At 48.4% G+C, this 11,877-nt stretch carries 18 protein-coding genes and 1 rRNA gene; 1 reads left to right on the top strand and 18 read right to left on the bottom strand.

What is annotated here, in order from left to right; genetic code table 11:
- The 4 genes from KNQ12_RS16440 to KNQ12_RS16425 all read right to left on the bottom strand — a co-directional run.
- A 16S ribosomal RNA gene (locus tag KNQ12_RS16440) occupies positions 1–69 on the bottom strand; the annotation flags it as partial.
- Between the two features lie 345 nt (positions 70–414).
- A complete protein-coding gene (locus KNQ12_RS16435; RefSeq protein WP_058266102.1) occupies positions 415–1,017 on the bottom strand; it encodes a KinB-signaling pathway activation protein in 603 nt (200 codons plus the stop codon).
- Between the two features lie 2 nt (positions 1,018–1,019).
- Complete coding sequence (locus tag KNQ12_RS16430) at positions 1,020–2,051, bottom strand: Mrp/NBP35 family ATP-binding protein (protein ID WP_023466657.1); 1,032 nt, start codon at positions 2,049–2,051, stop codon at positions 1,020–1,022.
- Between the two features lie 144 nt (positions 2,052–2,195).
- Positions 2,196–2,846, bottom strand: a complete 651-nt coding sequence (locus tag KNQ12_RS16425; protein ID WP_055966774.1) for a M15 family metallopeptidase — start codon at positions 2,844–2,846, stop codon at positions 2,196–2,198.
- 96 nt (positions 2,847–2,942) lie between these two features.
- Between KNQ12_RS16425 and KNQ12_RS16420 the strand changes: the two genes are divergently transcribed.
- Positions 2,943–3,230: a hypothetical protein gene (locus tag KNQ12_RS16420; RefSeq protein ID WP_055966771.1), complete on the top strand. Its 288-nt coding sequence runs from the start codon at positions 2,943–2,945 to the stop codon at positions 3,228–3,230.
- Between the two features lie 93 nt (positions 3,231–3,323).
- Here KNQ12_RS16420 and rpsI read toward each other — a convergent pair whose 3' ends face one another.
- From rpsI to KNQ12_RS16350, 14 genes are all read right to left on the bottom strand, one after another.
- The gene (rpsI, locus tag KNQ12_RS16415) at positions 3,324–3,716 is read right to left on the bottom strand and encodes a 30S ribosomal protein S9 (protein ID WP_023466655.1); all 393 of its coding nucleotides are present in this window, start codon (positions 3,714–3,716) and stop codon (positions 3,324–3,326) included.
- 24 nt (positions 3,717–3,740) lie between these two features.
- A complete protein-coding gene (gene rplM, locus KNQ12_RS16410) occupies positions 3,741–4,178 on the bottom strand; it encodes a 50S ribosomal protein L13 (protein WP_023466654.1) in 438 nt (145 codons plus the stop codon).
- 168 nt (positions 4,179–4,346) lie between these two features.
- Entirely contained in the window at positions 4,347–5,081 is a 735-nt protein-coding gene (gene truA, locus KNQ12_RS16405) for a tRNA pseudouridine(38-40) synthase TruA (RefSeq protein WP_023466653.1), read from the bottom strand.
- Entirely contained in the window at positions 5,081–5,872 is a 792-nt protein-coding gene (locus KNQ12_RS16400; RefSeq protein WP_035399348.1) for an energy-coupling factor transporter transmembrane component T family protein, read from the bottom strand. Before KNQ12_RS16400 ends, truA begins: the two co-directional genes overlap by 1 nt.
- Positions 5,869–6,723 (bottom strand): energy-coupling factor transporter ATPase, encoded by an 855-nt coding sequence (locus KNQ12_RS16395; protein ID WP_214749833.1) that lies wholly within the window; start codon positions 6,721–6,723, stop codon positions 5,869–5,871. Before KNQ12_RS16395 ends, KNQ12_RS16400 begins: the two co-directional genes overlap by 4 nt.
- Positions 6,711–7,541, bottom strand: coding sequence for an energy-coupling factor ABC transporter ATP-binding protein (locus KNQ12_RS16390; RefSeq protein ID WP_023466650.1), 831 nt, complete (start codon positions 7,539–7,541; stop codon positions 6,711–6,713). Before KNQ12_RS16390 ends, KNQ12_RS16395 begins: the two co-directional genes overlap by 13 nt.
- A 98-nt stretch (positions 7,542–7,639) precedes the next feature.
- On the bottom strand, positions 7,640–8,011 hold the full coding sequence (rplQ, locus tag KNQ12_RS16385) for a 50S ribosomal protein L17 (RefSeq protein WP_023466649.1): 372 nt from the start codon (positions 8,009–8,011) through the stop codon (positions 7,640–7,642).
- Between the two features lie 33 nt (positions 8,012–8,044).
- The gene (locus KNQ12_RS16380; RefSeq protein ID WP_023466648.1) at positions 8,045–8,989 is read right to left on the bottom strand and encodes a DNA-directed RNA polymerase subunit alpha; all 945 of its coding nucleotides are present in this window, start codon (positions 8,987–8,989) and stop codon (positions 8,045–8,047) included.
- Between the two features lie 137 nt (positions 8,990–9,126).
- On the bottom strand, positions 9,127–9,522 hold the full coding sequence (gene rpsK / locus KNQ12_RS16375; RefSeq protein ID WP_023466647.1) for a 30S ribosomal protein S11: 396 nt from the start codon (positions 9,520–9,522) through the stop codon (positions 9,127–9,129).
- 16 nt (positions 9,523–9,538) lie between these two features.
- Complete coding sequence (gene rpsM, locus KNQ12_RS16370; protein ID WP_023466646.1) at positions 9,539–9,904, bottom strand: 30S ribosomal protein S13; 366 nt, start codon at positions 9,902–9,904, stop codon at positions 9,539–9,541.
- A gap of 20 nt (positions 9,905–9,924) precedes the next feature.
- Positions 9,925–10,038 (bottom strand): 50S ribosomal protein L36, encoded by a 114-nt coding sequence (rpmJ, locus tag KNQ12_RS16365; protein ID WP_003156543.1) that lies wholly within the window; start codon positions 10,036–10,038, stop codon positions 9,925–9,927.
- 33 nt (positions 10,039–10,071) lie between these two features.
- The gene (infA, locus tag KNQ12_RS16360) at positions 10,072–10,290 is read right to left on the bottom strand and encodes a translation initiation factor IF-1 (RefSeq protein WP_012369032.1); all 219 of its coding nucleotides are present in this window, start codon (positions 10,288–10,290) and stop codon (positions 10,072–10,074) included.
- Between the two features lie 149 nt (positions 10,291–10,439).
- Positions 10,440–11,192, bottom strand: coding sequence for a type I methionyl aminopeptidase (gene map / locus KNQ12_RS16355; RefSeq protein WP_023466644.1), 753 nt, complete (start codon positions 11,190–11,192; stop codon positions 10,440–10,442).
- Positions 11,192–11,839 (bottom strand): adenylate kinase, encoded by a 648-nt coding sequence (locus KNQ12_RS16350; protein WP_023466643.1) that lies wholly within the window; start codon positions 11,837–11,839, stop codon positions 11,192–11,194. The genes map and KNQ12_RS16350 overlap by 1 nt, the downstream gene beginning before the upstream one ends.
- Positions 11,840–11,877 lie beyond the last annotated feature (38 nt).

Genomic DNA, 11,877 nt, shown 5'->3' with positions numbered 1-11,877 from the left:
GCGCTCGACTTGCATGTATTAGGCACGCCGCCAGCGTTCGTCCTGAGCCAGGATCAAACTCTCCATGAAGTGTTTGACTTGCTCGTTGTTGTGACCGAAGTCACGATTGACGAAGCTTGCGCTTCATTCGTTTTTTGTATTCCGTAGAATACGATTTTTGCCTCATCGTTCAGTTTTCAAAGTCCAATATGTCATTTGACGACTTTTAAATCTTACAGTAAAGTAATATGTAATGTCAATTACTTTTTTGAAGTTTTTTTCGTCTGTGAAGCTCGCGTTTGGCGTGTGCCTCAGCGACATGTATTAATATATCAACTCTTGTTTTTTTCGTCAACTGTTTTTCTAAAAAAACTTTAGAAAAAAGATAGACCCGCTTGAACCGGTAAAACACTACCCGTTCGCGGGTCTTTTTCGTTACGCCTGTTTTTGAGATTGTCCTTGAGAAGCGGGCTTTTCTTGCAAGCGATGCAGCATTAGAATCTGATACGCATTACAGATTAAAAGTGTCGCAAGCGCCGCCCATAACATCCGCTTATCTTGTGTTGCCTGCAAAGCAGGTACCCATTCGATCAACGTGATGACTGTCATGAGGAACAATGTCGGAATGAACGCTGTAAAGTTCGTTTCCCGTGCTTTCGTCCGCGCGACTAAGAACGCTATTAACAGCAAGACGACCATTTCACCAATATAAAGGCTCGTCTTATCAAAGCCATATGCTAATCCGCGTAGGTAGACACCATCAAATAGTGCAAATGCGATCAAGACGACCTGGACACGATTCCAAAGCTTTGCGCCGCGGAATAAATCGAGTCCGACGCGATGTAAGATCAAGTACGAGAAGAATCCCATCAAACTGATGGCTGTCCACGTACTACTGTAGGAGAGAGCCGTCACATATCCGCTAATCGATTGATTTCGGATATATCCAGGTTCCGCTACCAAGTTAAACACGAAGCCGGCGAGCGTTCCGATTAGGAGCGTCATCCAAAACAGCTTCAAAAATCCTTTAATCTTCATTCTTATCCCTCTACTTTTTCGATGACACGCGTGGCGAGTTCATTATAGTACGTCTCAAATGGATGTTCATCGCGATAGATCGATGGGGCGAAGTCCGCATCGTTCGCATATGGTTGTCCAAGTGGAATCTTAGCTAGAATATCGGTTTTTAACGCTTCTGACAACCTCTCTCCGCCACCACTACCGAAGACATATTCTTTTTCGCCTGTCACTTTGCTTTCAAAGTACGCCATGTTCTCGACGATTCCGAGGAGACGATGGTTCGTCTTGATCGCCATTGCTCCTGCTCGTGCTGCAACGAAAGCGGCTGTTGCGTGAGGTGTCGTGACGATGACTTCCTGACAACTTGGGAGCATAGAATGAATGTCGAGCGCGACATCCCCTGTCCCCGGCGGAAGATCAAGCAACAAGTAATCGAGATCGCCCCATTCGACGTCTGCGAAGAAGTTGTTGAGCATCTTCCCAAGCATTGGTCCCCGCCAGATGACTGGTGCATTATCTTCGACGAAGAAGCCCATTGAGATCACCTTAACGCCAAAGCGTTCTGGTGGAACGATTCGGTCGTTGACGACAGTCGGACGTGTTTCGATTCCCATCATGTCTGGAACACTAAAGCCGTAGATATCGGCATCAATCAACCCGACTTTCTTGCCTGCTCGCGCGAGGGCGACTGCTAAGTTAACGGAAACCGTTGATTTCCCGACGCCCCCTTTACCAGAAGCGATCGCGATGAACGTCGTACCAGATTCTGGTTTGAGGATCGACGGTGTCGTAGCTGCTTGAATCCCGTGATCACCAAGTGCTTCAAAACGAAGTCCCACCGTCTTGAATCCTTTTTCTTTTAGTTCCTTGACGATTTGCTGTTGGAGCACGAGTTGCTCCCCAGAACCAGATTGAGCTAAAGCAATTTTCAGACTGACATAATCACCTTTAATCCGGACGTCACGAATGCCGTTCGTATCTGCAAGCGGGCGGTCAATCGTCGGATCGACGAGCGTTCCGACTACCTCGCGAATTTCTTGTTCATTCAACATAGTGCCTTCCCCCTGAAAACGTTCGATTTAATCCTTATTAGTATAACAAAAATAAGAGAGCGCTTGCACATTTCGACACCGGAAAGGATGACTTTTCCATGTCCAGTGTCGGTTTTCATCATTTCTCTCGATCATTCACTCGTTTTAGAACATTCGGTTCCATGTACGAGGACCCACGACACCATCGACATCAAGTCCTTGACGTGTTTGATAGGCACGCACCTTCTGAGCCGTCTCTGCATCAAAGCGCCGAGTCACGGTTGCTTTGACTGCACGTTGGATCCGTTCGATATCCCGCGGATTCATATTGGCTGCACCTTGATACAACGGACGACCTGGATACGGAACGATATCACGAGAGCGATTCGGCGTTTCTTCAGACACTCCTAGTAATTCAAAGTGTGGATAGTCCTTAAAGCTCGTCCAGTCCCCACCCCAAGAAAAGCCACGTCGTTTCATCGCAGCAACAATCTTTTGAAAGCTTTGGTCGTTTCGAAACAGCGCTTGTGTACCGTCTTTGGAATATTGAAAGAGGTCGACGGCAATGCCGCGGTTATGATTCGATTGTCCCCCGCGTGCATTCGTTACGATTGGTCCCGGTAGTGTCCGTCCCTGTGCGTACAACCGATTCTGTTCTGCGATGGATCGGTACCCTTGTGCGACGCCGACATAAATCCCTTGCGCATGCATCTCCCGGATGACCTCTTGCGTCCGTTTGGCGACTTCTCGCGACAGTCCCGAAGCATTCAACTTCCGATTCGCTCGCTCGAGTAACCAGTTGATCGATAATGCCATCTATGCTCACTCCCTTTGTCTCCTGTTCCCGAAAACAAAATCCGCTATACTTATGGAATGCAGAATGATTTTAACTCATATCAAAAGGAGCATCCTATGAAAAAACGCTTTATTTGGACGCTTGGCGTCACCTGTCTCTTACACCTTGGCTTCATCCTGTATCTGACGCTGCAACCGACCGTAGCTACCAAGACGGAGTTACCGGACAATGCAACCGTCTTGAGTGAAGAAACCTCTTTTATGGGACATGTCGGTCAAGCGACGACACATACACCTACCCAATTCATACAATCTCTCTTTATTTGGAGCATCCCGCTGACGATCGTCATCCTCTATCTTCTTCTGACGATATTGCACCGATTACGCTCCACTCCGTCGTCTTGACTTGAATCGCTGTTCTGACACTTCGTCAGGAGAGCGATTTTTCAATGCACAAAAAAACCTCCCACCACAAGGGTGAGAGGGATTCGAAAAGAATTAACGTTTCGAGAATTGTGGTGCACGACGAGCTGCTTTAAGACCGTATTTTTTACGCTCTTTCATACGAGCATCACGAGTCAAGAAGCCTTTCGCTTTGAGTGCGCCGCGGAATTCTGGATCCGCTTGAAGAAGAGCACGTGAGATACCGTGACGGATAGCGCCTGCTTGACCAGTGAAGCCGCCGCCTTTGACCGTTACGATTACATCGTACTTGCCTTCTGTTTCTGTGATTACGAGTGGTTCTTTTGCAGTCATGATCAATGTCTCATAACCGAAGTATTCGCTGATATCGCGACCGTTAACTGTGACTTTACCGTCTCCAGCAACGAGGAAAACGCGCGCTGCCGCGTGTTTCCGGCGACCAGTGCCGTAGTAACGTACATCTGCCATCGTGTAGTTCCTCCTAAATTCGTATTAACCGCGAAGTTCGTAAACTTCTGGTTGTTGTGCTTCGTGCTTGTGTGCAGCTCCAGCGTAGACGTGGAGTTTGTTGAACATTTGACGACCGAGGCTACCTTTTGGAAGCATCCCTTTGATCGCGAGTTCAAGCATGCGCTCAGGTTTGTTAGCAAGCATATCGCGTGCAACAGTCTGCTTTAAGCCGCCTGGATGACCAGAGTGACGGTAGTAGACTTTTTTGTCGAGTTTGTTACCAGTTAAAACGATTTTCTCAACGTTGATGAGGATAACGTTATCCCCACAGTCAACGTGTGGTGTGAACGTAGGCTTGTGCTTACCACGGAGAAGTGATGAAACTTCGCTCGCAAGGCGACCGAGTGTTTTACCTTCAGCGTCGATAAGGAGCCATTTGCGTTCTACATCAGTAGCTTTCGCCATGAAAGTTGTGCGCATGTAAAATACCTCCTAAGGAATTAAAAGTTCTGTTTTTGATTTTTCATTTATTCACTAGGTGAATCTATCATAATCTTAGGTGTACGGGGCTAAGATTGTGGTTTCATAATAAATGAAATGCCAATAAACATTGTATGTTTTTTAATAGCCAATGTCAATTGCCTTTTTTCACTCCGGATAGAAAACTTCCCATAGATAGAGTCCATGAGGAGGCGCCGTCACGCCTGCGACGTTCCGGTCCTTTGCCAGCAACATTTTTTTAATGTCCTCTGGTGCAAAACGACCGCGTCCGACGTCAAGTAATGTCCCGACCATGATCCGGATTTGATTATAGAGAAACCCACTGCCCTGGAACCGAAAGACGAGTTCGTCACCGATCGTCATCAACTCTGCCTCGTAAATCGTCCGAACCCGGTTATCCGTTTCCGTCTTCGCAACACAGAACGAACTGAAGTCGTGCGTCCCGACGAGATGGGCCATCCCTTGACGGATGCGCTCGAGATCGAGCGGATACGGAATATGAACCGATAGATTCCGACGAAACGCATTTTCTTCGCGGCGGACGAAATAGCGGTATTCCTTCCCTACGACGTCGTAACGCGCTTCAAAGGTCGGTTCGACCTCCTCGCAGCTCCGGACACGAATATCCGCTGGTAAGAGCGTATTCAGTGCCTTGACGACGTTCTCCGGGGGAATCGCTAGTTCCGTATCAAAATGAATGACTTGCCCGTAGGCATGCACCCTCGCATCCGTCCGTCCCGACCCGATGATCTTGACGGGATGTTTGTGCATCCGCGCAAGCGTCGTTTCAATCACTTCTTGAATCGTCAATCCGTTTGGTTGCACCTGATACCCGGCGTAGCCGGTTCCGTCATATTGAATCGTACATTTTAAACGACGCATTAACCGATCCCTCGCAATCCTACTAAACTGATCGTTAGGAGGACGAGTAGGATCATCAGACCTGTATCCCGCATCGTCCACTTGGATTCCCGTAGGCGTGTCCGCCCCTCTCCTCCACGGTATCCCCGCGCTTCCATTGCTGTCGCAAGATCCTCTGCCCGCTTAAAGGCGGAGATGAACAACGGAATCAATAACGGAATGATCGCCCGTAAACGTTCCTTGATTGGTCCTGCCGATAAATCAACACCACGTGCTTGCTGTGCCTTCATGATTTTCTCCGTCTCCTCCGCTAAGGTTGGTAAGAACCGAAGCGAGATCGATAACATGAGCGCGATCTCATGCGTTGGAACACGGACGACCTTGAACGGCTTTAACAACAACTCAATCGCATCTGTCAATTCGATCGGTGAGGTCGTCAGCGTGACGAGTGTCGTGATCGAGACAAGATAGAAGAAACGCAATGAGACGATGATCGCGAGTCGCAGTCCTTCTTCATAGATCCGAAGCCAGCCGAACTCAAAGAGTACAGCCCCTTCGCGCGTGAAGAATAGCTGGATGACGAACGTAAAGACGATCAGGAATAAAATCGGTCGCAGTCCTTTTAGAACATAACGAAGCGGTAAGCGACTACTCATGAGTGCTAAGAACGTAAAGACAAGTAAAAAAATATTCGTTGCTGCGTTGTTCGCGAGAAAGACGAGCGGAATGAAGCAGAAAGCAAAGATGATCTTCGCGAGTGCCGACGACCGGTGCAAGTACGACTGACCGGGAATATGTTGTCCGACGATCATTCGCTCCCCCCTTTCGTCATCAACCACTCGATCAACTCGGTCTCCGTCCGGATGTCCGGTCGTTGCAATCCACGCCGATCAGCAACTTGCCAAGCAAGCGATAAGACGTGCGGAAGATCGAGGTGGAATTGCTCGAGCAATGTCTCTTCTTTAAACAGGTCAAGCGGTAGCCCGTCAAACGCCACCTGAGCGTTTTCCATGACGATGACGCGCTCGGCATACTCAAGCACCTGATCCATGTCGTGCGTGATCAGGAGCAACGTCATACCGGTCTCTGCATGGAGCCGGGCAAATAGACTCAGCATATGCTTGCGTCCTTGCGGATCGAGTCCTGCCGTCGGCTCATCGACGATCAACACGTCTGGTTGACTAGCGAGTACGCCGGCAATTGCAACACGCCTCATTTGCCCACCAGACAGGTCAAACGGCGAACGACTCCAAAAGACTTCATCGAGTCCGACAGTCCGTAATGCCTCTTTCGCTAATTGCTCAGCCGTCGCGGCGTCATGACCGAAGTTCATAGGACCGAACATGACATCTTTTAAGACCGTCTCTTCGAACAATTGATATTCCGGATATTGAAAAACAAGCCCGACGCGACGTCTTAATGGCTTGAGATCTTGTTTTTTCTTCGGTTCGACGATGATGTCATCGACTTGTACCTTCCCCGCTGTCGGCTTGAGCAACCCATTGATGTGTTGCACGAGCGTCGATTTCCCGGATCCGGTGTGCCCTACAAACGCAACAAGCGCCCCTGACGGAATCTCAAGATTCACATCACGTAGCGCGACTCGTTCGAACGGACTATTGAGTTGATACGTATAATTTAATTCCTGGATTAAGATTGGCATAAACGGTTCACCAATTCTCTTTCATCTAGTATCGTCTCCTCGAGTGAGAGACCTTGCGCCCGTAAGCGTTCTTGTACCCGAACAACGAATGGAACATCGAGTCCGATGTCTTCTAAGAACGATGCATGACGAAAGACTTCCTGAGGGGATCCTTCTAATACGATTTTCCCGGCATCCATGACGATGACACGACTAGCCCGTAATACTTCGTCTAATTCGTGTGTAATCGCGATGACCGCCATTGGGTGGGTCGCATGGAGTTCCTGAACGGTCGACATGACCTCTTGTCGTGCTAATGGATCAAGCATCGATGTGGCTTCATCGAGCACGAGAACATCAGGGCGCATCGCAAGCGCCGAAGCGATTGCGACACGCTGCTTCTGTCCGCCGGATAGTTGATGGGGTTCCCGATCAACAAAATCCGTAAGGCCAACGCGCGCTAGACTGTCGTCGATACGACGAACCATTTCCTCGCGTGGCACACCCCAGTTTTCTAGAGCAAATGCCACGTCGTCGCGCACGGTCGTGCCAACGAATTGATTGTCTGGATTTTGGAAGACGATGCCGATTGCTCGACGCATCTCCCACAGTTGTTCCGGATTCGCACTTGAAAAGCGTTCAGCAACCGTAACGGTCCCTGTCTCCGGTAACAACAGTCCATTAAACAATTTCGTCAGCGTTGATTTTCCAGAGCCGTTGTGACCAACGATGGCGACCCATTCACCTGAACGAATCGTCAGAGAGACTTCTTGTAGGGCTGCTTGCTCCTGTTCCGGATACCGATAGGTGACCTGTTCCAGTTCAATCAGCTTGTCCATGATCTCTCCTCCTTCATCAAATCAATACTTTCATTTTGTAGCAAAAGGGCAGAAGCGGGATACGCACTGCCCTTTTATGGCGAATCATTTAATGAGGATTAAACGAGTTCGATGATGACCATTTCTGCGCCGTCACCACGACGTGGTCCCATTTTCATGATGCGTGTGTAACCACCTTGACGCTCAGCAAAACGTGGAGCCACATCAGCGAATAATTTTTGGATCGCGTCTTGTGCTTTGCCCTCTGCGTTTTGACCAGCAGCTTCACGGCGAACGAACGATGCAACTTGACGACGAGCGTGGAGATCACCGCGTTTACCTAAAGTGATGAGTTTCTCTACGACTGGACGAAGTTCCTTCGCTTTTTGTTCTGTAGTTTGGATACGCTCATTGATGATGAGATCAGTCGCAAGGTCACGCAAAAGTGCCTTACGTTGTGAGCTTGTACGGCCTAATTTCGAGTATGCCATGGATGGATTCCCTCCTTCGTGCAATTAATAGTATTAGTCTTCTTTGCGCAAGCCTAGTCCGAGTTCGTCGAGTTTCGCTTGAACTTCCTCGAGTGATTTACGTCCGAGGTTACGGACTTTCATCATCTCGTCTTCGCTCTTGTTCGCGAGTTCTTGAACCGTGTTGATACCAGCGCGTTTCAAACAGTTGTACGAACGAACTGAGAGATCGAGTTCTTCGATCGTCATTTCGAGTACTTTTTCTTTTTGATCTTCTTCCTTTTCGACCATGATTTCAGCATGGAGCGCTTCGTCCGTAAGACCAACAAAGATGTTTAAGTGTTCTGTCATGATTTTCGCACCGAGTGACACTGCTTCTTCAGGGCGGATTGAACCGTCCGTCCAAACATCAAGCGTCAACTTATCGAAGCTCGCATCTTGACCGACACGTGTTTTTTCAACTTGATAATTTACACGTTGAATTGGCGTGTAAATCGAGTCGATTGGGATTACACCGATTGGCATATCGTCCCGTTTGTTATCTTCAGCCTGAACATACCCACGACCACGGCGTGCTGTCAGACGCATATGAAGTGATGCACCTTCTGCAAGCGTTGCGATGTGAAGTTCTGGGTTGAGGATTTCGACGTCGCTGTCATGCGTAATGTTCGCAGCAGTGACAACACCAGCGCCTTGAATATCGATCTCAAGCGTTTTCTCTTCTTCCGAGTACACTTTGAGGGCGAGTTTCTTAAGGTTCAAGATGATTTGGGTAACGTCTTCTACAACGCCATCAATCGTCGAGAACTCATGAAGAACGCCATCGATTTGGACTGCAGTGACTGCAGCACCCGGAAGTGAAGACAATAGGATACGACGCAATGAGTTACCAAGCGTTGTACCGAATCCACGCTCAAGCGGCTCAACTACGAATTTACCAAACGTAGCGTTCTCGCTTAACTCGATCGTTTCAATCTTCGGTTTTTCGATTTCGATCATCTGAACCCCTCCTTGAATATCGTCATGTTGGCCATCGCGTTCAATCGCCAACCGTCTTGTGTACGTTTCTACTGCCTTGCTTGGTCAAACGATCAACAAAAGTCTACTCGAATCCCCGCTCTGCAGTACAAGACGGGTTACACGCGACGACGTTTTGGAGGGCGGCAACCGTTGTGTGGTACTGGAGTAACGTCACGGATTGCAGTAACTTCGAGACCGATCGCTTGAAGAGCACGGATAGCTGCTTCACGACCTGCACCAGGACCTTTAACGTTAACTTCTACAGTACGCATACCGTTATCCATTGCTGTTTTAGCAGCTGTTTCAGATGCCATTTGTGCAGCGAAAGGAGTCGATTTACGTGAGCCTTTGAAGCCCATGTTACCTGCAGTTGCCCAAGAGATTGCATTCCCTTGCATATCAGTGATCGTAACGATCGTGTTGTTGAATGTTGAACGGATATGCACGATACCAGATTCAATATTCTTTTTGACTTTACGTTTACTACGAACGTTCTGTTTGCGTTTTGCCATCTTAGTTTACCCTCCCTTACTTCTTCTTGTTCGCTACTGTACGGCGTGGGCCTTTACGAGTACGCGAGTTGTTTTTAGTGTTTTGACCACGAACTGGAAGACCACGACGGTGACGAACACCACGGTAGCAACCGATTTCGATCAAACGTTTGATGTTGAGTGAGATTTCACGACGAAGGTCACCCTCAACTTTGATTTTGTCTAAACCATCACGAAGTTGGTTCAATTGTTCCTCAGTCAAGTCGCGAGTACGAGTATCTTCAGAGATACCAGTTTCTTTCAAGACTTTTTGAGCAGTCGTTTTACCAACACCATAGATGTAAGTGAGTGAGATGACGATGCGTTTCTCACGTGGAATATCTACACCAGCAATACGTGCCATGTGTGCACCTCCTTGTTTAATTACCCTTGTTTTTGTTTATGCTTAGGGTTTTCGCAAATAACCATTACTTTGCCTTTACGGCGGATAACTTTACATTTTTCACAGATCGGTTTAACCGAAGGTCTTACTTTCATTGTGAATACCTCCTCCTGAAAAAATCGGAGTTTTTATTTGAAACGGTATGTGATCCGTCCGCGAGTCAAGTCGTATGGTGACAACTCAACCGTTACTTTATCTCCTGGCAAGATCCGAATGAAGTGCATCCGAATTTTTCCTGAGACGTGCGCGAGGACCGTGTGGCCGTTTTCTAACTCCACCTTAAACATCGCGTTTGGAAGCGGCTCGATAACCGTACCTTCCACTTCGATTACATCTTGTTTCGCCATCAATTATACCCCTTTCTCTATAAAGTTGATTGGGAGCCCAGACGATTTGTAGCGCTAGGGGCTTTCTACAAGAGCCATTGAGAGATCATCGGTCACAAACACGAGTGGATACTGGCTTATAGAAAGGTGACACCAATAACGCGCACAGCTCACTCTGCATCGACCGTTAAGATCTCGTAGCCGTCGTCTGTGATGGCGATGGTGTGCTCAAAGTGGGCGCACATGCTACCGTCCACCGTCACTACCGTCCAATTGTCGGATAGTGTGCGAACATAGCGTTTCCCGACATTGACCATTGGCTCAATTGCCAGTGTCATGCCGGTTTTCAGGCGCGGCCCTTTCCCCGGTGGTCCATAATGTGGAATTTGCGGATCTTCATGCAAATTTTGTCCCACGCCGTGGCCCACATATTCGCGGACTACAGAAAAATTCGCAGCTTCAACATGTGACTGAATCGCATGCGAAATATCTGTCAGGTGCACGCCAGCTTTGGCGCGCTCCAATCCTTTATACAGAGATTCTTCAGTTACGTCAAGTAACCGCTTCGTCTCTTCAGAGATTGTACCTACCGGATATGTCCAGGCTGAATCTCCGTGATACCCATTGTACTCTGCTCCGATGTCAATCGAGATGATGTCACCGTCCTGAAGTACACGATCTCCCGGAATACCATGGACAAGCTCTTCGTTCACGGAAGCACAGATGCTACCCGTGAAACCATTATACCCTTTAAACGATGGTGTTGCCCCTTGACTTCGAATATAGCGTTCAGCGATCGCGTCGAGTTGCCCCGTCGTGATACCTGGGCGAATGTGAGCTTGAAGCTCCTTATGCGTCCGGGCGACGATTTGTCCTGCTTTACGCATGATGTCGATTTCACGCGGCGCTTTCGTGATGATCATTACTGATCACCAAGGAGTGCCTGAACATCGGAATATACATCGTTGATTGGACGATCACCGTCCAAATTACGAAGATACCCTTTTTCTGCGTAAAAGTCAATCAAAGGTTGCGCTTGAGCGACGTTGACTTCCAAGCGACGACGTACTGTCTCCTCTTGGTCATCTTCACGTTGTACAAGTGCTGATCCGTCGATATCACAGATCCCCTCCACTTTTGGTGGGTTGTAGAGAACATGATACGTTGCTCCGCAAGTTGGGCAAATCCGGCGACCTGTCAAACGAGGGACAAGTTTCTCCGGGTCTACACCGATGTGGATGACGTGATCAATTTGTTTGCCCAGATCTTCAAGTAATGCTTCAAGAGCATCTGCTTGTTTCACTGTGCGTGGGAAACCGTCAAGGAGAAAACCATTTGCACAGTCTTCTTTGGCGAGACGCTCACGTACGATGCCGATTGTGACTTCGTCCGGAACGAGTTCCCCTTTATCCATGTATGATTTCGCTTCTTGTCCGAGTGGCGTTGAATCTTTGATCGCCGCGCGGAACATGTCGCCTGTCGAGATGTGGGGGATCGCATAGTCTTCGATGATTTTCGCAGCCTGCGTTCCTTTACCAGCACCCGGCAAACCCATCAATACTAGATTCATGTCGGTAGCCTCCACTTCTATAGCTCTATAGACACAAC

It is taken from the genome of Exiguobacterium sp. s11 (genome assembly GCF_018619015.1).
Classification (GTDB): Bacteria; Bacillota; Bacilli; order Exiguobacteriales; family Exiguobacteriaceae; genus Exiguobacterium_A; species Exiguobacterium_A indicum.
Note: the sequence above shows the minus strand (reverse complement) of the source record. Positions and strands in the feature narration are given on the sequence as shown.